Origin of the sequence: Neptunomonas marina, assembly GCF_004005935.1 — a bacterium.
GTDB lineage: Bacteria > Pseudomonadota > Gammaproteobacteria > Pseudomonadales > Balneatricaceae > Neptunomonas > Neptunomonas marina.
Map to the genome: position 1 here is coordinate 228,105 of NZ_SACQ01000004.1, position 24,551 is coordinate 252,655.

General features: G+C 50.4%; 21 protein-coding genes and 1 riboswitch. Of the genes, 11 read left to right on the top strand and 10 right to left on the bottom strand.

Annotation, left to right across the window (positions count from 1 at the left end; all coding sequences use genetic code 11):
• From EOE65_RS10425 to EOE65_RS10450, 6 genes are all read left to right on the top strand, one after another.
• Positions 1–1,749, top strand: coding sequence for a dipeptide ABC transporter ATP-binding protein (locus EOE65_RS10425; RefSeq protein WP_164847078.1), 1,749 nt, complete (start codon positions 1–3; stop codon positions 1,747–1,749).
• Positions 1,750–1,795: 46 nt separating this feature from the next.
• On the top strand, positions 1,796–2,680 hold the full coding sequence (locus EOE65_RS10430; protein ID WP_127694256.1) for a LysR substrate-binding domain-containing protein: 885 nt from the start codon (positions 1,796–1,798) through the stop codon (positions 2,678–2,680).
• A 158-nt stretch (positions 2,681–2,838) separates the two neighbouring features.
• Complete coding sequence (prsT, locus tag EOE65_RS10435; RefSeq protein WP_164847079.1) at positions 2,839–5,595, top strand: XrtA/PEP-CTERM system TPR-repeat protein PrsT; 2,757 nt, start codon at positions 2,839–2,841, stop codon at positions 5,593–5,595.
• 241 nt (positions 5,596–5,836) lie between these two features.
• Positions 5,837–6,739 carry a PEP-CTERM sorting domain-containing protein gene (locus EOE65_RS10440; protein WP_164847080.1) on the top strand — a complete coding sequence of 301 codons (903 nt, stop codon included), beginning with the start codon at positions 5,837–5,839 and terminating at the stop codon, positions 6,737–6,739.
• A 181-nt stretch (positions 6,740–6,920) separates the two neighbouring features.
• A complete protein-coding gene (locus EOE65_RS10445; protein ID WP_127694259.1) occupies positions 6,921–7,769 on the top strand; it encodes a ThiF family adenylyltransferase in 849 nt (282 codons plus the stop codon).
• An 80-nt stretch (positions 7,770–7,849) separates the two neighbouring features.
• Positions 7,850–8,593: a PEP-CTERM/exosortase system-associated acyltransferase gene (locus tag EOE65_RS10450; protein ID WP_127694260.1), complete on the top strand. Its 744-nt coding sequence runs from the start codon at positions 7,850–7,852 to the stop codon at positions 8,591–8,593.
• 23 nt (positions 8,594–8,616) lie between these two features.
• Here the strand turns inward: EOE65_RS10450 and EOE65_RS10455 are convergent, their stop codons facing one another.
• The 4 genes from EOE65_RS10455 to EOE65_RS18130 all read right to left on the bottom strand — a co-directional run bounded on the left by EOE65_RS10455 (position 8,617) and on the right by EOE65_RS18130 (position 12,650).
• Entirely contained in the window at positions 8,617–9,426 is an 810-nt protein-coding gene (locus EOE65_RS10455) for a DUF1338 domain-containing protein (RefSeq protein ID WP_127694261.1), read from the bottom strand.
• 119 nt (positions 9,427–9,545) lie between these two features.
• A complete protein-coding gene (locus EOE65_RS10460) occupies positions 9,546–10,721 on the bottom strand; it encodes a lipid-transfer protein (protein WP_206052658.1) in 1,176 nt (391 codons plus the stop codon).
• 9 nt (positions 10,722–10,730) lie between these two features.
• Entirely contained in the window at positions 10,731–11,873 is a 1,143-nt protein-coding gene (locus tag EOE65_RS18125) for an acyl-CoA dehydrogenase family protein (protein WP_206052659.1), read from the bottom strand.
• Positions 11,874–11,882: 9 nt separating this feature from the next.
• Positions 11,883–12,650 (bottom strand): SDR family NAD(P)-dependent oxidoreductase, encoded by a 768-nt coding sequence (locus tag EOE65_RS18130; RefSeq protein ID WP_206052660.1) that lies wholly within the window; start codon positions 12,648–12,650, stop codon positions 11,883–11,885.
• A 136-nt stretch (positions 12,651–12,786) separates the two neighbouring features.
• Between EOE65_RS18130 and EOE65_RS10470 the strand changes: the two genes are divergently transcribed.
• On the top strand, positions 12,787–13,794 hold the full coding sequence (locus EOE65_RS10470; protein WP_127694263.1) for an AraC family transcriptional regulator: 1,008 nt from the start codon (positions 12,787–12,789) through the stop codon (positions 13,792–13,794).
• Positions 13,795–13,897: 103 nt separating this feature from the next.
• Complete coding sequence (locus EOE65_RS10475; protein WP_127694264.1) at positions 13,898–15,469, top strand: fatty acyl-CoA synthetase; 1,572 nt, start codon at positions 13,898–13,900, stop codon at positions 15,467–15,469.
• A gap of 34 nt (positions 15,470–15,503) precedes the next feature.
• On the opposite strand, the gene EOE65_RS10480 is transcribed toward EOE65_RS10475, so the two are convergent.
• Positions 15,504–16,415 carry a LysR family transcriptional regulator gene (locus EOE65_RS10480; RefSeq protein ID WP_164847081.1) on the bottom strand — a complete coding sequence of 304 codons (912 nt, stop codon included), beginning with the start codon at positions 16,413–16,415 and terminating at the stop codon, positions 15,504–15,506.
• A gap of 100 nt (positions 16,416–16,515) precedes the next feature.
• Between EOE65_RS10480 and EOE65_RS10485 the strand changes: the two genes are divergently transcribed.
• The 3 genes from EOE65_RS10485 to EOE65_RS10495 all read left to right on the top strand — a co-directional run bounded on the left by EOE65_RS10485 (position 16,516) and on the right by EOE65_RS10495 (position 19,613).
• A complete protein-coding gene (locus EOE65_RS10485; RefSeq protein ID WP_164847082.1) occupies positions 16,516–17,400 on the top strand; it encodes a hypothetical protein in 885 nt (294 codons plus the stop codon).
• A gap of 696 nt (positions 17,401–18,096) precedes the next feature.
• A complete protein-coding gene (locus EOE65_RS10490) occupies positions 18,097–18,780 on the top strand; it encodes a choice-of-anchor E domain-containing protein (RefSeq protein ID WP_164847083.1) in 684 nt (227 codons plus the stop codon).
• Between the two features lie 146 nt (positions 18,781–18,926).
• A complete protein-coding gene (locus tag EOE65_RS10495; protein WP_164847084.1) occupies positions 18,927–19,613 on the top strand; it encodes a choice-of-anchor E domain-containing protein in 687 nt (228 codons plus the stop codon).
• Between the two features lie 145 nt (positions 19,614–19,758).
• On the opposite strand, the gene EOE65_RS10500 is transcribed toward EOE65_RS10495, so the two are convergent.
• The 5 genes from EOE65_RS10500 to EOE65_RS10520 form a co-directional block, all read right to left on the bottom strand.
• Positions 19,759–20,322 (bottom strand): cob(I)yrinic acid a,c-diamide adenosyltransferase, encoded by a 564-nt coding sequence (locus EOE65_RS10500; protein ID WP_338067674.1) that lies wholly within the window; start codon positions 20,320–20,322, stop codon positions 19,759–19,761.
• Positions 20,323–20,334: 12 nt separating this feature from the next.
• Positions 20,335–22,128 carry a TonB-dependent receptor domain-containing protein gene (locus EOE65_RS10505; RefSeq protein ID WP_127694270.1) on the bottom strand — a complete coding sequence of 598 codons (1,794 nt, stop codon included), beginning with the start codon at positions 22,126–22,128 and terminating at the stop codon, positions 20,335–20,337.
• A 30-nt stretch (positions 22,129–22,158) separates the two neighbouring features.
• Positions 22,159–22,352: riboswitch (cobalamin riboswitch) on the bottom strand.
• A gap of 70 nt (positions 22,353–22,422) precedes the next feature.
• Positions 22,423–22,650, bottom strand: coding sequence for a phosphatase (locus EOE65_RS10510; RefSeq protein WP_127694271.1), 228 nt, complete (start codon positions 22,648–22,650; stop codon positions 22,423–22,425).
• Positions 22,651–22,664: 14 nt separating this feature from the next.
• Entirely contained in the window at positions 22,665–23,552 is an 888-nt protein-coding gene (gene ppk2 / locus EOE65_RS10515; RefSeq protein ID WP_206052661.1) for a polyphosphate kinase 2, read from the bottom strand.
• 29 nt (positions 23,553–23,581) lie between these two features.
• Positions 23,582–24,514 (bottom strand): ketopantoate reductase family protein, encoded by a 933-nt coding sequence (locus EOE65_RS10520; protein ID WP_127694272.1) that lies wholly within the window; start codon positions 24,512–24,514, stop codon positions 23,582–23,584.
• Between the last annotated feature and the right edge of the window lie 37 nt (positions 24,515–24,551).

The following is a 24,551-nucleotide window of genomic DNA, read 5'->3' on the forward strand; positions in this document are numbered from 1 at the left end:
ATGACCGCTTCAGTGACAAACCGTAATAAGCTTCTTGATATTAACAACTTAACCATCGACTTCCGCACCGATGAGGGGCTGGTTCGTGCCGTGGATGATGTCAGCTTATCTGTCCGCGAAGGCGAAGTGATGGGGCTAGTGGGCGAGAGCGGCTCCGGAAAGTCCGCAACAGCAAAAGCGATCATGCGTCTCCATCCGGGCAACACCATTTTCCAAAAGCCCAGCCAGATAAATTTCTATCATAATGATCAGGCCCATTCGATTCTCACGCTACGCGAGCGCAAGCTCAATCTTGTGCGTGGAGGGCAGGTTTCAATGATTTTTCAGGAGCCGATGGCAAGCTTCGCACCCGCCATTACCCTTGGCGAGCAGATGATTGAAACGATGCAGATACACCGCCGTATTGATCGCGCCACAGCACGTAAAGAGGGTATCGCCCTGTTTGATCGTGTCGGCATTCCCATGCCCGACAAGCGTTTCGACCAATATGTCTTCGAGCTGTCTGGAGGCATGCGCCAACGAGCGATGATCGCGATGGCACTCTCTACGCAACCTAAATTGCTGATCGCCGACGAGCCCACCACTGCACTGGATGTCACCATCCAAGCGCAGGTGCTGGAGCTGATGCTTGAGCTACGTGAGCAGATGGGGATGGCGATGATCTTTATCACCCATGATCTCGGCGTCATTGGCAAGGTGGCGGATAATGTCACCGTGATGCAGCGCGGCCGCGTTGTTGAGGCAGGCGCCATGGAGCAGGTGATCTACCACCCTCAGCACGAGTATACCCAGCGTTTGCTCAACTCCCTCCCCCACTTGAGTACACTCTCGGATGTCAAAACCGACACCTTAGAGCCATTCCTAACCGTCAGTCATGCACAGATTCAATACCCCGCCGCAGGCGCTAAACGCAACGGCGAAGCGTTTACCGCAGTAAAAGATATCTCGCTAACGCTGCCCAAAGGCAAGATTATCGGCCTAGTGGGCGAGAGTGGCTCAGGCAAAACATCGCTAGGTAAGGCGATGTTAGGGGCTGTACCTCTGAGTCACGGTGAGATCATCTTTCATGGCGAGCACCCTCTCAAACTTCAAGCCAAGGGTAAAATTCCGCGCCGCGAGATCGCTGCGCGTGGCCAGATGGTTTTCCAAGACCCTTACAGCTCCCTCAACCCTCGCATGACGGTGCGAGACATTATCGCGGAGCCGCTAGAAGCGATGGGGCTCACTAAAAGTAAGGCTGAAACTGACGCACGCGTTATCGAGATCGCCAAGCTTTGCAAGCTCAACATCGATCACCTACGCCGCTTCCCACATGCGTTTTCTGGCGGACAACGCCAGCGGATCAGCATTGCGCGGGCGTTGGTGTGCAACCCGCAGTTTCTGGTCGCTGATGAATCGGTTGCTGCGCTGGATGTATCCATTCAAGCGGAGATTCTCAATCTTCTGAAATCACTGCGTGATGAGCTTAACCTCACCATCCTGTTTATCTCCCATGACCTCAGTGTGATCGCTAACCTCTGTGATTGGGTCTGTGTGATGAAACAGGGTGAGCTGATCGAGGAGGGCAGCGTGCGTAAGATCTTCTTGGATCCTCAAGCGCCCTATACCCAACGCCTCATTGGCGCGATTCCATTGCTCGATCAAAAGAAGTTAGACGCAGCCTGTGAACCGCTCAACACCCTATCAACAGCAACCCCTGCACAGCCTCAGGGCTGCCTGCAATCACGTTACCGTGTCATCAACGGGTAACACTGGCGCGCTTTAATTGCCGGTTTTGATAAGTGAGGAGCGCAAGATGGATCTTTCGATGTCAGAGATCAAGGCGTTCAACGCAACCGTCAAGTGCGGCAATTATACGCGCGCGGCCGCTGACTTGGGCGTAAGCCAACCGGCCATCACCGTGCAGATTCGCAAACTTGAGGCACGTTTCGATAGCGCGCTATTCGAGCGGGTTAACAACGGCGTACGCCTAACAGCAACCGGCCAAGCGCTCTATAAAATCACTCGCCAGTATCCTGATTTAGAACTATCCATCAAGGCACTGGCGCAGCCGGGTGCTGCATCGCAACCGGTTGTGCGCGTGGCCACCGCCTCACCGCTCATCTTTATGCCGCTGTTCGCTGCGTTTTATCAGCACTACCCCGACGCAACGCTCAATATTACCTCTGGTACCACGAACGAGTGCCGCGAGATGCTGCATGAGCGCGAGGTCGATATTGGCCTCTACCCCGCCGCCAAAGAGGAGAAAGGGATATCTCGCCTCTCCTATCACAGCCATTGTCTAACTGCCGTGGTGCCTCATAATCACGAGCTAGCCAATTTACCTACCGTCAGTGTGCAGCAGTTGGCGGACTACCCTCTTATCTACTCACGCTCGAATGCTTATACCCAGTATCTCGTCGATAAAGCATTTACCGGTTGCGATGTAGAACCCAAACACCATATCCATATGGACTCACGCTATGACACCTGCGAAGCCGTTGTGTATGGCTTGGGGATCGGCTTTGCGCTTGAGAACGATGTTCGCCCCGATCCACGATATCGCATGGTGCGCGTCGCAGAATCAGATGAGGAGGTGGTCGAGCATGTGGTTTGGTTGAAGTCACGCAGTGCGATGCCGGGTATTCGAAATTTTGTTGATGTGGCCATTCAAACGCGCAGCAGCGCCCTCTCTGGATAATCCGCACTCAGTTACAGTTGCCTATACTGGTTATTGCACGCAGGAAATGATCCTTTTATCGTGAAAGATGGTTTTATGCTGCAGAGATGGAACAGACTGCGCGATAATAGGGTCCTAATAGCGCCTCTGCCACGGATAAAAAGAGCGACCACATGCCTATGAAATTACTCACAAAAACACTAATTAGTCTTGCTATCGCATCTATTATCAGTGGTTGTGATACCCAGAAAACCGACGTCGAGTATCTCGAATCTGCAAAAAACTATGCCTCTCAAGGGGATGAAAAAGCGTTTATCATCGACCTTAAAAGCGCACTCCAAGCCAACCCTTCCAACCAAGAAGCGCGGCTCTTGCTCGGCAACTACTATCTAAACCGGCAGCAAGGCGCATTGGCAGAGAAAGAGTTTAAGCGCGCTATTGATGCTGGCGCTGCTGCACAACTGCTCGCAGCAGAGCTTGCGCAGGCGCAGCTATACCAATATCAGTTTGAAGAGATACTCGACATCGACACCGAGTCTTTGGACAAGGATGAACAAACCCTGGTGTACTTTTATCAAGGATTGGCTGCCATCTCTCTGCATCAGTCTAGTGAAGCGAAGGCGAACTTCGCAGCCGCAGCCAACGGCTCAGGTACATACAGCAAACTGGCAAGCGCTTATGGCGCTGCGTTAGAACGCAACTTTGATCAAGCAACCGAGCAGCTGCAACGCTTATTGGCACAGGAGCCAAATAACGCTGAGGCGCTGATTCTCTCTAGCCGCCTGCTTTCTGCACAGCAGAAGCATATTGAAGCGGGCGATACACTGGCACGAGTGCTAGAGCTGCAACCTAACCGTCGCCACCTAAATCTGATTGCCGCGCAAGCCTACCTAGACGGAAAAGCCTTTGAGCAAGCCGAGCAGCATGTCGATACCGTGCTCAAATTTACACCCAACCACCTGCTGTCTAACCTGCTGAAGGCGAAGCTGCGCCTACAAGCCAAAGACTGGGAAGCGGCCAGTGCCGCCGCAGGTATCGTGCTCAACGGCAACAGTAATACGCCCGAGGCTCGCTTAGTAGCCGGCATCGCAGCTTTCAACTTGCAGAAATGGGAGCAAGCCCATACCCACCTACGGACCTTAAAAGACACGCTTAAGCCCGGCGACAGTGCACTGCAAATGTTGCATTACACAGCCTCCAAACTTGGCTTAGAAACCACTGCTGACGAAGTTATCAACAGCATAGGTTCCATTGACAAAGACAATAAAGCTCTCGTTTCCTTGTTCGGCAACAGTTTTTTACGTGCCGGTAGCAGCGATGAAGCTCTCAAGCTGTTTGAAGCCTACGCCGATGCCGACCCGGATAATACCAATATCCAAACCGGTATTGGTGCGTTGAAATTGGCCTCAGGTGATACAACCGGACTTGATGAGATTCAAGCGGTTCTCAAGAAAGATCCAGCCGCGTACCGCGCTCGCGTTGCGCTTATTCGCTACCACCTACAGCAACAGCAAACAGCGCAAGCACTCAAGGTGGCTAAGGACTACCTTCCGTTGAAGCCAAACGATCTGAATGGCTATCTGCTCGTGGCTGACATCCTGCGTCGTACGGGTGACCCAAGCCGAGCCAAAGAGGTGTTGAATAAAGCGTTAAGTATTGAGACACCAACGGGCAAAACGAGCGAGGTATTGGGCATGCTGACCAGCATCGCCCTGCAGGAGAACAACCTGAGCAATGCGGAGCGTTATCTTAACGAGATTCTCGAGATTGAGCCCGATAACCGCTCCGCGTTAATCGGTATGTATCGTCTGCAGAAACGCTTAGGAGATACTTCGCGCTTTGAGAGTCGCCTCACTCAGCTTCTCGAAAGCCAGAGCACGCCAGCGTTGCAGCTTATCGCCGCTCAAATCGCAGCTGATCAAGCTGAATATACACGCAGCCTAGCACTCTTGGAGCAAATTCCAGACGATGCGCCCCAACATGAAGATGCGCTGGCAGTACAGGGGCAAATTCATCTTGCCCAGCAACAGTTTTCGCAAGCTGCCAGCGTCTACGAACAGTGGCAAAACGAATACCCCAGCAGCGAGCAGGCTTTATTTGGTGAGGTCTATTCACTGGCACTCAGCGGCCAAACCGATGCTGCATTGTTTAAAGCACGCCAAAGCTTAGAGAAAAAACCGAATCAACAGCTGGCGATCGCGGAGATTCTGATCCTGTTAGAAAACGACCGCCAAGAGCAAGCTCGACAACAAACGACGCGTTTTTTACAAACTTACCAAGCAACACCGGGCTTCTACTGGGCATTGGGAAAACACTATGCCAGTACAAAAGACTATTCAGAGTCAGCAAAGCAGTTTGCTCAAATGCACCAACTCGCGCAAAGCAGCCAATCTCTGATGTTATATGCTGAGTCTTTGACTCAAGCCAAGCAGGTACAGCAAGCCGACAAGCTTATTGCAGACTGGTTAGCCGAACATCCTAACGACAAAGATGTGCTGTTATATGCCACCAACCGCGATATCGTAAACAACGATATTGACCACTCAAAATCGATCCAGCGTTACCGAGCAATATTGAAGCAAGACCCGAGCAACTATATCGTCATGAACAACCTTGCTTGGCTGTTAGGCGAACAAGGGCAGGTGCAACAAGCGCTTAAGTATGCTCGTGCAGCACAAGCTGAAAAGCCTGGTTCTGCTAACGTTCTCGATACCTTGGGCCACCTGTTACTGAAAGCGGGCGATCATGCGCAAGCGGTAGACACGTTAGCCAAGGCTTATCAACTGGCACCTCAGAACCCATCGTTAGGCTATCGTTACGCACTGGCTTTGAGCGAATCAGAGCAACCCGGCAAAGCCAAAGAGGTATTAGAGCCTTTATTAGATAAGCAGTTTCCAGAACTTGCTCAGGCCAAAACACTGATGAAAAACCTTTAAACTCAGTGGGCCCCGCCTATTCAGGCTGGGGCCTACTGAAGCGAATAGCAAACACAAACACCCCAACCCAATGTAAAGAAAGCTGACGCAGCCCCAGAAAAGTGTCAGAAAAGTTTACAAACCGTTTTTACAGCTCACCAAAAAAAATAAAAATTCAATAAAAAACAAATACTTAAAAAAAATGGCACAGATACTGTATATAAGAAAATACAGCAACCAATTTTGTGAGCAGGTATACAACATGAAAACTCTAACGACTACTTTTGCCGCGACAGCGCTGGCGCTAGGACTAAGCTCAGCAGCTAACGCCAATATGATGTATCTGGACCTGTCATCTTTTGGTGGCAACGATGCAGATACTGCACGTTTTATCGGTGCTCCAGATGCTAACACTCAGACAGGTTCTTTCTCTGAGTTTGGCTTCAGCCAAATGCTGGCAACATCTATCTATGACTTCTCTGATGGCAGCCTGTTAGGGGATTTCTACGACACTAACATCGCATCTGAACTGAATGCAGCAGGCGTTCCAACGTCAGGTACAGCAATTGACGGCGTAACACCTGTTAACCTTGCGATGCCAAACTGCCCAGCAGGTCAGTGTGATATCGACGCTCTAAGCCCACTGGTTCCGCCACTGGCTTCTGATAACGAAGGCTTCCTGCAGTCTTGGGACTTGCAAGTTGAGTACCACTTCGACGGTACGCTGACACCAGCGGGTCCTGTTTACACAGGCGGTTATGTAAACGTTTACTTCAATGACCTAGTACTAGGCGATGGCGATAGCAGCGGCCTAGCGTTCTCTGCAGACCTTACAGGTTCTAACATCCAAGCAGCGAACCTAGACCTGTTCTTTGATATCACGTTCGCAGCGGATGACTTCCTGAACATTTGGAACGGTTCTGCTTGGGTAGACGCAGCCGATGCAATTGCTAGCGGTAACAACCCAACATTGACACTAGATACAAACGTAAACCCACCGATCCCAGGTGCAGACGAGCTACTATTGGTAGACGGTAACCTTATCCGTCAGTCAACTCTAGACGGCTCTATCACTGGTAAAGTACCAGCACCAGGTTCAATCGCACTGTTCGGTCTTGGTTTGCTAGGTCTTGGTCTAGCTGGCCGCCGCAAAAAAGCAGCGTAATAGCTTAATTTAGTTCCCCAAAAAAAGCCTCTGTAGTTTCGGCTACAGAGGCTTTTTTGTGTGTGCGGTAATATTTGTAAAAGATACTGACACATATCACTGCAATGCTGTTAGTTATACGCAACACTCGTTAAGATGTTCATATGCTATAGTCCAATACTACCTAAAACAGGAATGTTTGATGTACAACTACGAAGCCTCGATTTCGCGTAATATCGGCTGGGTCACTCACGAAGAGCAGCAAACGCTACGTAGCAAAAAAGTAGCAATAGCAGGTTTAGGTGGCGTTGGTGGGGCGCATTTACTCACGTTGTCACGCTTAGGTATTGCTAACTTTAGCATCTCAGATTTTGATGAATTTGAAGTTCACAACTTCAACCGCCAAGCCGGCGCCTTTGTCAGCACGCTAAACGAACCCAAGCTCGATGTCATGCAGCGGATGGCACTGGATGTAAACCCTGAAGCCAAGATAGAAACGTTCCCTGAAGGCATTAATGAAACCAACATCGACGCTTTTCTCGACGGGGTCGACCTTTATGTTGATAGTTTAGATTTCTTTGCCTTAGATGCACGGAAACTCGTCTTCAAAAAGTGCAAAGAGAAGGGCATCCCCGCTATCACAGCTGCACCACTGGGCATGGGCTGCTCGTTTCTGGCCTTCTTGCCAGGTCATATGAGCTTCGAGGATTACTTCAAGTTAGAAGGCTACACCACCGAAGAGCAGCTAGTCCGTTTTTTGATCGGCTTGTCACCCGCGATGCTCCAAGTGAAGTACCTAGTGGATAAATCAGCTGCCGATTTTAAAGCGCAGAAAGGCCCATCTACCCCGATGTCTGTTGATATGTGCGCAGGTATCGCTGGGACCAATGCGCTAAAAATTCTTCTAGGGCGCGGCGAGGTTATTACAGCGCCCCACGGTCTCCACTTCGATGCGTATCGCAACAAACTTAGCAAGACGTGGCGACCGGGTGGTAACAACCATCCTCTACAGCAAGTCGCATTTAAAGTGGCAAAAAAGCTTCTACTATAAATGGTATACCAACGCTGGCAGCCGTGGTTAAGGCGCTGGAACAGCCGCTAGGCGGACTCCCCAATTAAGGAGGTTGAGTTATGAGCAGTTTACTCGCAGATAGTTTTCAAACTTATTTTTCTGTGGACCTTGCCACATCAGAAGAGTTAAAGAAGCAGGTTTATCAAGTTCGATACCGCGTCTATTGCGAGGAGTTTCAGTACGAACCAACCTCTGATGATGACGACGGCGAAGAGCGTGATGATTTCGATGACTACTCGCTACACTGCATCATCCGCCATAAGCCAAGTGGCTACCCCGCAGGCTGCGTAAGACTGGTACCCGGTGCCACCGATGGGCACGACGCACTGCTACCGCTAGAGCGTTTCTGCCCAGATAGCCTAGATAATGCCCTGCTCAATGAGTTACAGCTGCCCCGCAGCCAAATGTGCGAAGTCTCACGCCTTGCTGTTGATGGCTCATTCAGACGCCGTCATAACGAGCACCGTGACCGCTTCGGTAGCGCAGCCGCATTGACGTTTGGTGAGGAAGAGCAGCGCGTCTTCCCATTGATAGCGGTCTCTGCATTCTTAGCCGCAACATCAATGAGCATTATCACAAACAAGACCCACGCCTTCGCTATGATGGAGCCCTTTTTGCCTAAGTTACTCAAACGCTCAGGTATTAACTTCACACGGGCGGGTGAAGATGTGGATTATCATGGCATTCGTGCGCCTTATTACATCACCGCGCAAGAAGCGATAGATAACATGAAGCCAGAACTGCGCTCCTTGTACGACGATATTCACGCCATTCTGGTAGAGGAGTTCCAGCAGGCTCGGTAATGACCCAGCCTGCTGTTTAATGGCTAACGCGCGTTTGTGGACTCAAAAATTTTGTCCGCATTCGCTTCAACAAAGCCTTGATAGACCACCCCTTCAGCATCCGCATAGCGTTTGGCGAACTCGTAAAAACAGGTAGGTATCCGCTGCTCATTGCCACCAGCAAACGTAAATACCTCTTGATCAGCCATGGTTGAGCCTTGCTCCAGCAGAGCCTGCGGAGAGCCTTTCACCTCACCACCCACGCTATTTACAGCGTAACCTGCTGCCTTCACACGCGTAAGCACTGCTTCAATACTGTCCACCGACGTTAAGGCATTTACACTCACCGTGAAGTGGTTAACACGCACGCCAATCGCTAGTAACCAAGCGCCATACTCTGATTCAGCCATCACCGCTTGGTAGTCTTCCCAACTGGGCATCTCCCAATGACGTCCAGACCAAAATACAGACGGTGCCAGCGTCTGTACTTGAATCTGTGCGGTGTAGCGCTGAATAATCGCCTGTACGTCATCGCTAAGTTCCTCCACTAAAAGCTCCGAGCAGAAGATCTTCGGTTGCTCAGGGTCGGGATGGATAAAACTATGCGCGCGTAAAGACTTCGATACAAAGCGGTAGCTATCTTGGCGCTCATAGCCCAACGACAAGATGATCGGTTCTAGGTTATCCAAACAGATGGGGGTACCCGCAAAGGTACGAAAAGCCACATGATCGTTGATCACAGTGCCATCGCTCTCTTTAAAGAGATCGTGAATCACCTGCGCTTGGGGTGTGATTTGGGTGTAGTCTTTCCAAAGCTGTGCGAAAAACTCGGTAACAGATAGTGCGGTTGACATGAGTAATTGCTCCCATTTTTTTGCTCAGTGTGCGTGAGTTAAATTTAGGGAGCAAACAATAATATTTACCTATTTAGGTAAATTTTTCTTAACTTACTTAAAGGGTCATTGGTGCACAATCACGCTTGATATAGCGTGACCACCGCGGCACCGCCTAACCCTAAGTTATGCTGCAGCGCCACTCGAGCACCAGCGACTTGCCGTGCCCCCGCATCACCACGTAGATGCCACACCAGCTCAGCACACTGAGCTAAGCCCGTCGCACCGATAGGATGCCCTTTAGACATGAGCCCCCCTGAAGGGTTAACCACAAAACGGCCACCGTAGGTATGATCACCGGCACGAACGAAGCGCTCCGCCTCCCCTGCTTCGCATAGCCCCAAGCCCTCATAAGTGATCACTTCATTGGGGGTAAAGCAGTCGTGTAACTCAACAACATCCACATCCGCCAGATCAACACCGGCTTCATTCAACGCTTGGTTGGCGGCTAGCTTTGTCATTTGAGCACCGATCAAGTCGATCGGATTATCCCAGCTATCAGCTGTATCGGTCGTCATGCTCTGCCCAGCAATACAGACCGGCTTTCGAATACCATGTCGCTTGGCAAACGCATCACTGCAAATAATCGCCGCGGCAGCGCCACACGTTGGTGGGCACGCCATAAGACGTGTCATATAGCCATCGTAGATGGTTGGCGAGCTAAGCACCTCCTCTACCGTCAGTGGCTTATTAAAAAGAGAGCGAGGGTTGTTCAGCGCATGAGCTCTGGTTTTTACAGCAACCTCAGCAAACAAGGAGGCGGGAGCTGAGTAACGCTCCATATAGGCACGTCCTGCTGCGCCAAACATTTGCAGCGCTAAAGGCCCTGCTGGTGTATGCGGAGCGATCTCCTTTAAACGCCCCAGCATCGGATCGAAAGGAGATTCACGGTCCTCCCAATGAGACGCCAACGCTCCGGGCTGCATCTCCTCAAAGCCAAATGCAAGTACACACTCCGCAGCCCCACTTGCCACCGCTTGGCGCGCAAGAAACAGCGCCGTGGAGCCAGAGGAGCAATTGTTGTTCACATTGATAATCGGAATACCTGTCATGCCAACGGAATAGAGGGCATTTTGTCCACAGGTGCTATCACCATAGATATACGCACCAAAAGCTTGCTGAACCGCGCCGTATGGGATCCCAGCGTCTTGTAACGCAGCCTCAACAGCTTCTTTCACCATCACACGATAAGGTTGATGTTGGCCAGGTTTATAGAAGCGTGTCATACCAACGCCTGCAACATATGCAACTGTCATCACTCTCTCCTAGCGCTGCGGTGGATTAATTAAGCTGCGGGCGATCATCTCTTTCATGATTTCAGAGGTGCCGGCATAAATGGTTTGGACACGCGCGTCCACATAGAAACGCGAGATAGGATATTCCAGCGTATAACCGTAGCCACCGAATAGCTGTAAGCATTGATCAGCAACCTTACACTGCATCTCGGTTGCCGTGAGCTTCAGAATAGAAGCCTCTTCGGTGGTCATCTGACCATCGTTATAGCGTTGTATGCACTGACCAAGATACGCTTTGCATAGCTCGAGCTGAGCTTTAAGTTCGGCGAGCTTAAAGCGCGTATTCTGAAAGTCTGCAATCCGCTGGCCAAACGCTTGGCGCTGCTGCACATAATCTAATGTCAAATCTAATGCGCCCTGTGCAGAGCCCACGGCCTGTACCGCAACACCAATGCGCTCACGCGGTAGCTCCTGCATCAAATAGGCAAAACCTTGGTTCTCCTCACCCAGTAAAGCACTAGCGGGTACGCGCAGGTCATCGAAAAAGAGTTCAGCCGTGTCACTAGCGTGCTGGCCAATCTTTTTAATACCGGCACCACGGGAAAAGCCGACCAGCGTACTATCGACCAGAAAGAGCGAGACCCCTTTCGCACCGGCATTAAGGTCTGTTTTTGCACACACGATCACCAGATCGGCATGACAGCCGTTGGTAATAAAAATTTTTGCTCCATTGATGACCCACTCTTCGCCATCGCGCACCGCTCGCGTACGCAGTGCGGCAAGGTCGGAGCCTGTGCTTGGCTCCGTCATTGCAATCGCTGCAACTTTATCGCCACGAATAAGCGCGGGCAGCCACTGCTCCTTTTGAGCACGGCTACCGTACGTCGCAATGTACGGAATCACGATATTGGCATGTATGTTGTAGCTGCTGGCCAGCCCGCCAAAGCCTTGTCGTGCGATCTCATCCACAACCAGTTGCGCTACCTCAAAGCTCGCACCTGCTGCGCCATACTCCTCTGGCATATCAACACCTAAGAGCCCTGCCGACCCCAATGTTTGCCATAACGCTTTCGGCAAAGCCCCAGTGCGCTCCCAGTCGTCGTAAAAAGGCGCGACCTCAGCCTCTAAAGCACGTTTAACCATGTCCCGATAGATTGTTAGCTCTTCATTCATGCTCACCTCCTAACGCGGTTCCATGCGGATAGCCGCATCAAGACGGATCACTTCGCCATTGAGATAGCGGTTTTCGATAATATGCTGACATAGCGCCGCAAACTCAGCCGGATCACCAAACCGCTGCGGGGATTGCACCATCGTGATCAGCGGCTCGCGCACGCTCTCGGGTAAAGACTGCATCATGGGTGTATCGAATAGCCCCGGAGCAATCGTCATCACGCGGATGTTGCTTGCGGCTAGGTCACGCGCTAACGGTAGCGTCATGCCGACAATACCCGCTTTACTCGCGCTATAGGCCGCTTGGCCGGTTTGCCCATCAAATGCTGCCACAGACGCGGTGTTGATGATGACGCCACGATCATCATCTGCACGCTCATTAGTAGCCATCTTCTCAGCAGCAACACACAGAACATTGAACACGCCCACCAGATTGATATCGATCGCTTTGCGAAAGGGTGCGAGGGGTGCAGCATGACCATCTCGGTCTAACGCTTTCCCCGCTGCCACGATACCCGCGCAGTTAACACAGATATCCAGCTGGCCAAATTGATCAACACCCGTTTCGATACTGCTGCGCACATTTGCCTCACAGGTGACATCAGTGGGTGCAAAAAAGACCTGCTGTGGAAAACGTGCCGCTAATGCATCACCGGCAGCCTTATTTAGATCAAGCACAATAACTCGCGCGCCCAGGTTTAACAGATGCTCACAGGTTGCCAGCCCTAACCCCGATGCTCCACCGCTCACAACGGCAACTTTTCCTTCTACTTTCATCTCATATGCCCACTGATCGAAAAGCTTGAGTATTCCGCTGCTCGCGTATTGGGGCTATGATCGTTCCTGACGTTCTATTTAACCAAAACGTCCATATTCGTTTCGTACCCACAATAAAATTCAACCCGTACGCAATATGAAGAAGAAACCGGTTTCCAATCACTACATCGAAGCGGCGATACGTGGTGCTGTGGCTCAAGGGGTCTCAGTGGAGCAGTTGCTCTCACAAGCGGAGATCCCCCTGCAAGCTTATCGCCAACCGCAGGAGCGCATCTGTGAAGAGCAACTAGCCGGATTGATAAAGGCCGTTTGGCGTGAAACCGGCGACGAGTTTATGGGGCTTACCGCCTCACCTTGTAAGAATGGCGTGTTCGCACTGATGGCAGAGTCGGTGCTCCATACACGAACACTTGGCGGGATGCTGCAACAAAGTGCGCGCTTTTACAGCTGTGTCCATTCCGACCTCGATCTTGCACTCACACAACGCGACGACCTTGCTGATTTCAAGCTCACCCTGAAAACAAAGGACCTCGATGCCGATCATTTCTTCCAAGAGTTTTTGCTGCTCATGTGGCAGCGCTTTAGCTGCTGGCTAGTCAACGAACAGCTAGCGTTCCAGTCCACCTACTTTAACTATCCTCAGCCTTCGCATGTCGCAGAGTACCCACCCATGTTTCCAGGAGCGCTCGTGTTTAACAGCACCGCCTCTGGCTTTACTCTGCCCGCGCGCCTACTGGCAGCTCCTATTGTACGTAAGCCCCATGAGCTTGCTGGCTTCCTGCGTTCATCGCCACTCGAAGTGCTGCGCCGAGTTGGTCAAGATACCTCTATTGCTACGCGTGTTAAGCGCCACCTAGTGCAGTGCGGAGTCGCGCAGCTGCCCACGCTAGAAAGCGTGGCGCAGTCACTCAATATGACCTCTCGAACGTTGCGCAGAAAACTCAAGGAGGAGGATGTCAGCTTTCAGCGCTTAAAAGACCAGTTACGCCGAGATACCGCCATCCGACTGCTGCTAGACGAGTCGCTCAGCATTGCCGATATCAGCCTACTCACCGGCTTTACCGAACAAGCAGCGTTCTGCCGCGCATTCAAAAGCTGGACCGGCGTTCCTCCAAGTAGTTATCACACAGCGCAAACCCGCTGACCGTTTCGGTTAAATGGTATGGACAGTTAGATCATTGCGTGCAGCCCACGACTCCAAGAGACTCAATAGCATCGCAAAAGAATAATAAAAGTGAGGACACGCCATGTCTGTCGAGATGCTACCTGAAGTTAGCTGTTCCACCGCCAATACCATTGGCAGCGGTCTAGACCGCGCCGTAAGGCGCTACGCCACCCGCGAAGCGATTGTTTTTAATGAGCGCAGGTGGAGCTACCAAGCACTGAGTGATGCCGTTAACCGTGTTGCAAATGCGCTACTCGATCTTGGTCTGAGCAAGGGTGATCGCGTTGCCGCTTACGGCAAAAACTCCGATGCCTACCTCATCCTCTGGTTAGCCTGTGCACGCTCAGGCCTTGTGCATGTGCCGATTAACTTTGCCCTCGTCAGCGAAGAGCTGAGCTATCTTTTATCCCAGTCAGGCGCACGAGCCCTATTTTGCGACGATGCTCTACTCGCCAACGCAGAAGCGATTCTAGACACCACCGATGTGAAGCTTTGCGGCACTTTGCGCAGCAGCGCAACTCAAGCGCTTGATATACTCGCTTACGCACAGAGCGAACAACCCACAACACCTCCTAAGGTCACAGTGCAAGACACTGACCTTGTTCAGATTCTCTATACCTCGGGCACCACTTCTCACCCCAAAGGCGCGATGCATACACACCGCTCCTTTATGACTGAATACATGAGCTGCATCCAGTTGCTGGAATTAAAAACATCCGACCGCTCGCTTGCGGCGCTGCCGCTCTATCATTCAGCACAAATGCACGTATTCACGATGCCCGCTCTGATGATCGGCGCATTAAGCTACATAATGGAAGCGCCGGTTGCGCAGCATGTTTTTGAGGCGATCAGCCAAGAGAAGATCAATTCACTATTTGCGCCACCCACAGTATGGATCGGTTTGCTACGCGACAGCGGCTTCGATGCACATGACCTGAGCACCTTAAAGAACATCTATTATGGTGCCTCGATTATGCCAGAGCCCATTGTGGTGGAACTCGGCGAGCGCCTACCCGGGTCGCGACTCTTTAACTGCTACGGCCAGAGCGAGATGGCGCCGTTAGCGACCGTCTTGAGTCCAGATGATATTAATGGGCGGCTGGCATCGGTCGGTAAACCGGCTATGTCCGTGGAGACGCGTATCGTCAACCCCGTCACAATGGAGGATTGCCAACCCGGAGAGCGAGGTGAAATTATCCACCGCTCGCCCCATTTAATGGTGGGCTACTGGAACAAACCCGATGAAACAGCAGAAGCGTTTAGCGGCGGCTGGTTCCACTCAGGTGATCTTGGCTACGTCGATGACGACGGCTTTATCTACATTGTTGATCGCATTAAAGACGTGGTGAACACCGGCGGTGTCTTAGTTGCAAGCCGTGATGTAGAGGAAGCACTCTACCTACATCCGGCTGTTGCTGAGGTCGCGGTAATTGGTACGCCCCATGATAAGTGGATCGAGGCGATCACCGCCGTTGTGATTCTCAAAGAGGGAGCTGAGGCGGATGAAGCGGCCCTCATTGCCCACTGCCACAATCACTTAGCGCCCTTCAAGGTGCCTAAAGCGATCGCTTTCCAAGCTCAACTGCCGAAAAACACTGCGGGTAAGCTGCTTAAACGCGCGCTACGCGACCAATACGCAGAACAGTTTTCATAAGTCCGTCATCACAAAGGCGATACTCAGTTAAGGGTTAGCTGGGTATCGCTAAGGTTTCAGTTAGCCAGCTTTCAAACATGGCAGCGATCTCCAACTGGCGGCAGTGGGTCGGTATCACCAGCCAGTAACCCGGCACCAGCGACGGATTAATCTCACTTAGTGCGCGATCACCTAATGGCATCACCATCTCACCTGCAGCTACCCCCTGCTGCGCGACATTGTCGCTAACAAGCGCAACACCTAGCCCCTGCTTTGTCGCTTCCACCTGACTGGCGATACTATCAACGATCAAGAACTGCCGTTCGCGTAACAGGTCAATGCCCAATGTTCTTGCATAACGCTGCCAAAGCTCAATCGACAGGGGCGTGCAGATAATACGCTGGTGCTGCAGGTCTTCCGGCTTCGATAGCACAGAGCGGGCTTTCAAAGCCGGGGCACAGACAAGGTACTTGTCATCGCGCTGTAAAAGGCGCTTGTGCTCGGCGGGCCATTCACCAAAGCCCCACTGGATCGCAAGATCAATCGAACGCCAGTCGCTATCGCTCATCGCAACCTGAGTACCAATAAACAGCTCAACATCGGACAACCTTGACTCAAATGTTTCCAACAGCGGTAACACCCGATGCACCGCAAACCAAGGCGATATATTGATGCGAAAGTGCGTTTTCTGTGTACACTTTGCCAACGTGACACCTTGATCCAGCAAAGCTAACCCGCGCTCAACATACTCCGCTAACAGCTCGCCCGCTGGAGTTAGCACCACACCTGATGCATGACGAGAGAACAGCGCTACTCCAAGTTGCTGCTCTAGCGCTTTCATTTGAATACTAATCGCCTGTGGGGTCACACATAGCTTATCTGCAGCGCGTTTAAAGCTTCCAACCTGAGCGACAACCGCAAAGTAAGACAGCGCTTTGAGCGGTAAAGATTGATGGTGCTCACTCAACAATAGCTCCTCCTGATAAATAGGATAAAGACCTATATACATTAACTTAATTAATAGTAGGCTAAGCGTCCTTTTGAGACATAAATTAAAGGAGTAATCTATGCGTCTCTGCGCTTCATTGCTATTGCTGGCAGCCAGCTCAAGTGCGTTTGCTACTGGCAGTTTGGAAAACCCGCAACCTAACGCCGTTGAATCAGGCATTGGGGTCATCTCTGGCTGGGACTGCTCCGCACAACAGGTAGAAGTATTTATCGATGGCCGCTCAATTGGTAACGCCGGCACCGGCACCTTACGTGGCGACACGACCAACATTTGCGGCCATGCAGAAACTGGATTCTCTTTGCTGCTCAACTACAGCGCCCTGACCGAGGGCGCCCACACGATTGAAGTTTATACGGACGGCCAACTGCTAACACGCCGAGACTTTCGGTCGGTCAAGTCGGGTGGGAGTGAGTATCTAGCTGGAAAAACGAAAGCTGTCACGGTTGAAAACTTCCCTAGCGCTGGAACAACCTCAATGCTGGAGTGGAGCCAATCTAAGCAATCGTTTGTCGTCACAGGAAAGGTGGATCAAAACCTTACGGGGACTTACACGCTAGCTCGCATGACCATTCATTTACAAAACGATCTGGTACTGGACTCTGAGGGCGGTGAGTTCAGTGTGTCTGGTACGATGAACGTCACTCAAAGCCAAGTTGACTACAGTTTAGTCATGGTCGTTAACGGTGAAAGCACGCCTATAGCCGACTCATATTCGTACCGAGATTATGGTTACTATCTCTACGATAGTAACCATCGAAAAAATATGGCTATCGTGGAAAGAGGCTCAAAATTTGTGGCTTCAAGTTTAAGCTACACAGCTGACTTGGGCTGGTTCAACATGATCGAGTATTGGGAAAAAACCAACTCCGTAACATCTAGTGGTTCAGTTGTTACAAGGTCCGATTTCACTAAACCAGAAATTTTTCAAGAAAAAACCAACTAGCACCTCACCTCTCAGTTAGGCAGCGACGCCCTCGTTGTTGCCTAACACTGTCCAACAACCAAACGTAGATCGCGCTCTCGTTTCTTGCCGCCCCTACCTCTTCTTAAAGTAAAGCAGCCTAACTAGAGTCAAAAAAAGGTTCTCGCTCTTTAAAACAGGAAAAAACGCTTTTTGCCTTTGCTGAAATATTCCTAGATAGCGCGTACCCATACACTCACGCACACATTGAAATGTATTCACTTAGAGACGAATGTCAGCATTCTTTACAAACACTAGGCGAACACCCATACCCAATGGGGCAGATAATTGACCTGAATCTTAATAAGCGTTCACTTAAGCAGTAAAAGTGCTTGAAACTAAACCGGAAGTGAACCAAACCGAACCGCTTAGTTTGATTTAACCGGATTCCTATTTTTGAACGTCAGCTAATTTTACAAGGCTCGCTTTTTGTCCACACAGTGCAGAAAATTCATACTAAGACCGCACACAAAACATCAGAAAACCTTAATAAATGTCTGCAATAAATTACAAAACCACTAGAAAGGTTAAAAATAAGACACTAAAAAGCGACATAATAAATTTTTTTAAACTTTTTTATAACCAAAATAAAAAGTTGGCACACCACATGCTAAATACTTCGTGCTTACAAATTGAAACCCTTTGCACTGGCGCAAACGGAACACGGAGATTATGAAAATGGCATTCGCTAAAAAAGCTTTGGCAGCAGCAGTTCTTACAGTAGCAGCAACATCTGCATCAGCAGCACTTGAGCTGGTTCAAACTCAAACAGGTAGCCACGGTTACGCAGCAACTATCTGGACTCAGACACTTTCATTCGATCTATTCAACCCAGCTAACTTCGACGGCCGTTCTTTGCAACGTGTTGAGCTTGAACTAACTGGTTCGTCTCGTACAACTTACTCTTTCACTCCAACAAGCAGCAGCATCATTGCAGCAGATGGTAAGTTCGGTGCTTTGATCAATGCTGACGTTACTATTGGTTCTAACGACTTGGACATCTTGATTCGTCCAGGTAAAACAGATGCAATTACTGCACCTGTTGCACAAGGCACTACATACGATTTTGGCCTGCAAGAAGGTTCTGGTGCTGACAGCAAGCAAGCAACTGATGCTGCAAACTTGGCTGCATTTACTGGCTCAAGCACTTTCGACGTTAACCTAGCGTCTTACGCAGACATCAGCTTTAACGCTGTTGGCGGTAACTACACATCTGAGCAAACAGCTGAAGCTCTAGCTCAGTTCACAGTTAAATACTACGTAGAAGAGCTACCACCAGCTGCTTCCGTTCCTGCTCCAGCATCTTTGGCGCTATTCGGCCTAGGCTTGCTAGCGATGTCTCGTAAGCGTAAAGCTGCGTAAGGCTGATATTCTGCCCTCCTAATGGAGGGCAGTTTTCACAGTGTGGTGCTTCAAGTTGTTACCAACATAGCAACACCTTGGAAGCAGTACACTAGGGATTCGATAGCAATGCGCAAATATCGATTAGGTTGAACATGGAGATTAAGATGACTTTCGCAAAGCAACTGATAACGGCCACTGCGTTCAGTTTAGTGGCAGGAACAGCATCCGCTGCACTCGTACAAGCTGGCCCAACGCAGATCCAAACCGTTGAGCGTACCGCTACAACTTGGGATCGAACTTTTACTTTTAATCTATACAACGCCGCTGACTTTGGCGGACGTGAGCTACAGAAAGTTGAGCTAACACTAGAAGGCTTGTCTTTCACAACATTTGAGATAACACCTACTAGCTTCGTATTGAGCGCAGAGGGTGAGTTCGGTGCAAATATCTACTCAACGGTCAGTGTTGGAGGCCCAACTCTCGATATCGATGTATCGCCGAAAAAAGAAGCGAATGCATATAACTTAGTAGCTGGCCAAACTCATTCCTTTGGCGATTTAGAAGGTCAGGATTTCGACTCTGCAGAGGTAACCGAAGCAAGTCAGGTCGCTAATTTTGCAGGCAATGGTACCTTTACAGTTGATTTAGACGCTACTGCGCGTATCAGCTTGCAAGTTATTGGTGGCAACTATCGCTCAGAGCAAGCATCTTTTGCTTCTGCAACATACACTGTGAAATACTTCATTGAAGAAGCCGCTAACGACCCTGCACAGGTTCCTGCACCGGGTTCTCTAGCACTGCTAGGTGCTGGCTTACTCGCATTTTCTGCGCGCAAGAAAAAAGCGAAGTAACCAACAGCGAAAGTCTTCCTGCAAAAGCCCGCTTAATTGCGGGTTTTTGTCGTTGTTGTGTCGTTGTTGATCTGCTGAAAGCGCCAAACACGAGATATAAAAAACCAGCCGAGCGGCTGGTTTTTTATATTAGGAGCACAAACAGTTAGCGGCTTTTTTGCCAGAACACTTCGCAGGCACCATCCTCGTTTGCAAGGCTGCGCGCATACACGAACAGGTAGTCAGACAAACGGTTTAGAAAGCGCATCGCCTCGGGATTAATCGCTTCGCTTTCTTGCAAAGCAACAAATAAGCGCTCAGCACGGCGGCAGATCGCTCGCGCCATATGACAATGCGCAGCGGCGATGTTCCCACCAGGAAGAATAAACTCTTTCAACGGTGGCAACTGCTCATTGAGCTGATCTAACTCGCACTCCAACGCCTCAACCATCGCCGCTTGGATAACAACATACTCGCTGTCGGCTACGGCAAGCTCACCACCAATATCAAATAAGCGATTCTGAATCTCACGCACGAACGGGTGTACAACCTTCCGTTCGTAACGCAAGTGCGCATCTAAAACGCCCAATGCGCTGTTAAGCTCATCAACAGCGCCGAGCACTTCTACCCGAAGACTCGCTTTAGAAACCCGGTTGCCATTCGCAAGCGAAGTTTCCCCTTTATCTCCACCGCGCGTGTAAATACGCGTTAGCCTGTTCGACACTCTCATCACCTCTGAAAGTTAGTTGGGTCGGTATACGATCGAAACCAGCCCACCAAAGCCTTGCGTGTTATAGCCCGCAACCTGCTCGTAGTCGTTATCGAAGAGGTTGAGCACCTTACCCTCTACCACCCATGCAGCTGCTAGCTGATACCGTAGTGTCGCATTGACGATACCGTAACCTGCGATATCTGCGCCAAAGTCACGTTTATCGCTCTGTGCAATGAACTCAAAGCCATAACCCAGACGTCCTAAATCGTGATAGATACGGCTCGTCAGTGAGCGCTGAGCTCGTCGCAGCAAGCGTGCGCCCGTATCGCGATTCTTGGCGCTTTGTAGTGCTACGGACGTTTGCCAGCTCACCGCCCCCCAAGTAGCTTCGTGCGTTAACTCAACGCCTTGCGTACGAGCCCGCGCTACGTTGCGGCCCTGATAAACAAACGGCTCAACCTCAACGAACTCAACGAGATTGTCGATATCATTATGGAAGGCAGTTGCTGTCACTGCTTGATCGGAACTAATACGGTATTTAATACCTAGTTCGATGTTACGTGCATCTTCCGCTTTCAGATCTGGGTTACCGCCGTAGCCATAAAGATCTGGCGCACTGGGCGCCCGAAATGCTGTTGCTGCACTGGCAAAAACATTCAGGTGTTCATTAAACGCATATCCGTAACTCGCTTCCCAAGTCGCTTTTGTACCAAAGTTTTCATGATCCGTATAACGACCTGCGAAAAGCAGAGAGTGAGCACCGAACGCGATACTATCCTGCAGAAAGATGGCCTTAGTCGTAATTGACTCATCAAAACCACTGCCAAACGAAAGAGACTGTATGTTCTCTTCTTGAAGGGAAACGCCCGCTGTTAAAAGATGCGCATCAAGCTCGAAATCATTTTCCCAATCCAGTTGAAAACGCTCTGTCTCAACAAAGTCTGGAGATTGATTCTGTATTAGCTCATCAAAGAAGTACCCTGCCTGTACACGCGTCACCCAACGCTCTGACACTTCATTCTCAGCACTCACACTGATCAAGTGCTGTGTAAAATCCTGATCCACTGGCTTTAATGCAACTTCAGGAAAGTTACTGTAATCCTGTGCAGAGTATTCAGTATTACCACGGCGTGATTGCACACTCAGGTTAACGTCAGTCTCGTTAAATGTATGACGTGCACCTAAGTGAAAGGACAAGTTATCGTGTCCGCTATCATGATCGGCGTCACGGTACGTCGGAAAGCCACCCGTTTCAGTTTTAACAGCACCCCATGAAACCTGTGTTCCTTGCTCAAGGGCTGTGTAACCGTTAACCGATACTTCTTGAAGACTATCGGTTCCCACTGTTACTGCACCTGAAAAAGCCGGTCCACTTTGGCGCGTAAAGATATGAATAACACCACCAATCGCCTCTGAGCCATACAACGCAGAGCGAGGCCCTTTGACCACCTCGATCTTCTCGATAATATCAGGGTGGATAACGCTCAAATTTGCTGAGCCCAATGTGCCTGGGTTAACTTTGACCCCATCAACAAGCACCAATGTATGATCGCTTTCAGTACCGCGTGTAAAAATAGAAGTAATCTGGCCAGCACCACCGCTGCGTACCACTTCCACACCAGCAACGTGGCTGATCACTTCGGCTAAGTCTCGCGCCTGCATTTTTTCGATCTGTTCTCGTGTGATTACCGATACATTAGCAAGCGTTTGATCTACCCTTTCCGCTTGTCGAGTTGCTGTTACCGCCACCGCATCTAGCGTTGTAATGTCTGCTACCGCAGTCGATGCCACGAACGTAGCACCCAGAAAAGTCAGTGTTTTCATTTGATCACCTTGAAACGCGCCCACCGCGCAGGGGTTAAAGAACATCAGGCCGGTATCCGGGCTCATGACGCGTGCTAGCACAGCTTTTTTACCTTCCCGGCGTCAGCCAGTGGCCACTAAAAAGCATTAACATCAATTACCGTTGCGGGGGCAGCGCTGGATTTGCGAAAGCGCACCAGCTTCCCGTTTACCCCAAAAAGGGCACCTGAAGAGAGTGTGCGGGGAGTGTACAGGGTGTCGCGAGGTTGTTCAATTTGAACCCCTGGCTGATCGCCAGGGGGAGTCAGTGACCGCTTATCTGTCGTAGTGTTCAGCGAAACTACGAATATCATGTGCGAGTACTTCCACCTTATCAGCGGCTTTTTCAAGCTCTTCTAGTACTGCAGTGCTCATCGCTGATTCAACGATCAGCTCGAGCGCACCGAAGTTTTCTTCACCGATCTGCGCCACAACGTCAGCTGACAGTTTGCTTTTAAACGAAGCAACAACTTGTTTTGAATGCTGATTTTGGTTCTGAGACATATAACAGCTCCTTATTAACTATTCGGCAACAAAATATGTTCGTCTTGTTCGTGGATATCGCTGGCAGTGCCGACGATCAGTGGGTCCGGTTCCAGCAGTATGTCGGCATTTTTATTGGGGTATGGCAGCGAATGAAGTACGTGACGCATCGCATTAATACGGGCGCGCTTTTTATCGTCAGACTTGATCACAGTCCAAGGCGCATCTGCCGTATCGGTGTAAAAGAACATCGCCTCCTTCGCTTCGGTGTATGCGTCCCACTTGTCGAGAGAAGCAAGATCGATCGGTGATAGCTTCCATTGCTTAAGAGGATCAACTTTACGCGCTTGGAAGCGGCGGAACTGCTCATCACGGCTCACTGAAAACCAGAACTTGAATAGGCGAATACCACTGCGAACCAACATACGCTCAAAGTCCGGCGTTTGGCGCATAAACTCAAGGTACTCAGCAGGTGAACAGAAGTTCATAACACGCTCTACGCCCGCTCGGTTGTACCATGAGCGGTCAAACATAACGATTTCACCTTGAGTTGGCAGGTGCTGAATGTAGCGCTGATAATACCACTGCCCTTTTTCCACCTCGGTTGGCTTTTCCAACGCCACTACCTTAGCTTCCCGCGGGTTCATATGTTCCATAAAGCGCTTAATCGTGCCACCTTTGCCTGCCGCATCGCGGCCCTCAAACAAGATCACGATTCGCTCACCTGAATCGCGTACCCAGCTTTGCATCTTGAGTAGCTCAATTTGAAGCTCTTTTTTCATCGCTTCGTAATCTTTGCGAGACAGCTTCTCTTTATAGGGATATTCCTCAGGAAGACCGGTTGGCAACCCCATCATCGATGATGCGGTATCGTTCGTGCTAGCTTCATTCACCTCCATGGGTACCGCACTTGCCTGGTTCATGTTTGCCTCCTTTTAACAGTTGTTGTTTTCTATCTTCCTCCTCTTGTGAACTGCACACCTTGACCCACGTCAGACGCGCTCTCTAAACATTTAACCTGTTGATATAAGTACTGGTTTACCGGCACTTCTAGGCCTAAATCATCTGCTTTTCGACATAAGAAACCGGTCATATATTCGATTTCGGTCTGACGCTTATGATGGATATCTTGATGCATCGATGAGTAGTTCTGAGCTGTTGCTTGCGCCACAGCACAAGCACGTGCGAACAGGCCTTCACGGAAAAGCGGCTGTGCTAAAGCCGCCGCTATTTTCTCAACCTCTTCGCAAACAGCTGCCATTTTTTGACGCAGCTCCGCACGCCGAACTAGATCTCCGTTTCGGCAATCATGTAACGCGGTCAACGGGTTAATGGCCGCGTTAATCGCAACCTTGCACCACAGCTGTTGAAGAATATTATCAACGACCGCGACATCTGGAATATCTTCAAAGAGGCGCTCATCCGAAGTACCCGAGAAACGCCCTATCAATGTTTCACCCACACCCGCCCACACCACGCGCGCTGCTGCCTCTTTAAAAGCTCCATCGGTGGTAGTTACAGCGTAGACAGTCTGCTGCTTACACAGTTGCGCAACCTCCTCGTGCTGTCCCATTCCGTTTTGTAACAAGACAACATGCGCCCCCTCTTCGAGGCATGACTGAATCTGCTGTATGGCAGCAACAGACTGGTAAGACTTCGTTGTCACCAGCAGATGGGATATTGTCTCAGCTTGGCTCGGCGCTACGTAGCGTAGCTGAGTTAGCGTCTTTTTGGCCTTCGCACTGATGATGTGCAACCCGTTTGCACGTAACTGTTCACGTGCACTGTGATCTCTGACGATGACCGTCACCTGATGGCCCGCCTGAGACAGCTTAAACGCCCATAGCAGCCCGATAGCTCCACCACCTAAAATATGCCAGTTCATGAAAAACCTTCTGTAATTGTACACTTTGCCTATGGCT

Excerpts from the sequence above, each read along its gene's own strand:
- EOE65_RS18125 (WP_206052659.1), bottom strand. The coding sequence starts at position 11,873 with ATGAATGAAGAGCTAACAATCTATCGGGACATGGTTAAACGTGCTTTA.
- EOE65_RS10445 (WP_127694259.1), top strand. The coding sequence starts at position 6,921 with ATGTACAACTACGAAGCCTCGATTTCGCGTAATATCGGCTGGGTCACT.
- EOE65_RS10520 (WP_127694272.1), bottom strand. The coding sequence starts at position 24,514 with ATGAACTGGCATATTTTAGGTGGTGGAGCTATCGGGCTGCTATGGGCG.
- prsT (WP_164847079.1), top strand. The coding sequence starts at position 2,839 with ATGAAATTACTCACAAAAACACTAATTAGTCTTGCTATCGCATCTATT.
- EOE65_RS10500 (WP_338067674.1), bottom strand. The coding sequence starts at position 20,322 with ATGAGAGTGTCGAACAGGCTAACGCGTATTTACACGCGCGGTGGAGAT.
- ppk2 (WP_206052661.1), bottom strand. The coding sequence starts at position 23,552 with ATGAACCAGGCAAGTGCGGTACCCATGGAGGTGAATGAAGCTAGCACG.
- EOE65_RS10495 (WP_164847084.1), top strand. The coding sequence starts at position 18,927 with ATGACTTTCGCAAAGCAACTGATAACGGCCACTGCGTTCAGTTTAGTG.
- EOE65_RS10460 (WP_206052658.1), bottom strand. The coding sequence starts at position 10,721 with ATGACAGTTGCATATGTTGCAGGCGTTGGTATGACACGCTTCTATAAA.
- EOE65_RS10475 (WP_127694264.1), top strand. The coding sequence starts at position 13,898 with ATGTCTGTCGAGATGCTACCTGAAGTTAGCTGTTCCACCGCCAATACC.
- EOE65_RS10485 (WP_164847082.1), top strand. The coding sequence starts at position 16,516 with ATGCGTCTCTGCGCTTCATTGCTATTGCTGGCAGCCAGCTCAAGTGCG.
- EOE65_RS10505 (WP_127694270.1), bottom strand. The coding sequence starts at position 22,128 with ATGAAAACACTGACTTTTCTGGGTGCTACGTTCGTGGCATCGACTGCG.
- EOE65_RS10490 (WP_164847083.1), top strand. The coding sequence starts at position 18,097 with ATGGCATTCGCTAAAAAAGCTTTGGCAGCAGCAGTTCTTACAGTAGCA.
- EOE65_RS10470 (WP_127694263.1), top strand. The coding sequence starts at position 12,787 with ATGAAGAAGAAACCGGTTTCCAATCACTACATCGAAGCGGCGATACGT.
- EOE65_RS10430 (WP_127694256.1), top strand. The coding sequence starts at position 1,796 with ATGGATCTTTCGATGTCAGAGATCAAGGCGTTCAACGCAACCGTCAAG.
- EOE65_RS10440 (WP_164847080.1), top strand. The coding sequence starts at position 5,837 with ATGAAAACTCTAACGACTACTTTTGCCGCGACAGCGCTGGCGCTAGGA.
- EOE65_RS10510 (WP_127694271.1), bottom strand. The coding sequence starts at position 22,650 with ATGTCTCAGAACCAAAATCAGCATTCAAAACAAGTTGTTGCTTCGTTT.
- EOE65_RS10455 (WP_127694261.1), bottom strand. The coding sequence starts at position 9,426 with ATGTCAACCGCACTATCTGTTACCGAGTTTTTCGCACAGCTTTGGAAA.
- EOE65_RS10450 (WP_127694260.1), top strand. The coding sequence starts at position 7,850 with ATGAGCAGTTTACTCGCAGATAGTTTTCAAACTTATTTTTCTGTGGAC.
- EOE65_RS18130 (WP_206052660.1), bottom strand. The coding sequence starts at position 12,650 with ATGAAAGTAGAAGGAAAAGTTGCCGTTGTGAGCGGTGGAGCATCGGGG.
- EOE65_RS10425 (WP_164847078.1), top strand. The coding sequence starts at position 1 with ATGACCGCTTCAGTGACAAACCGTAATAAGCTTCTTGATATTAACAAC.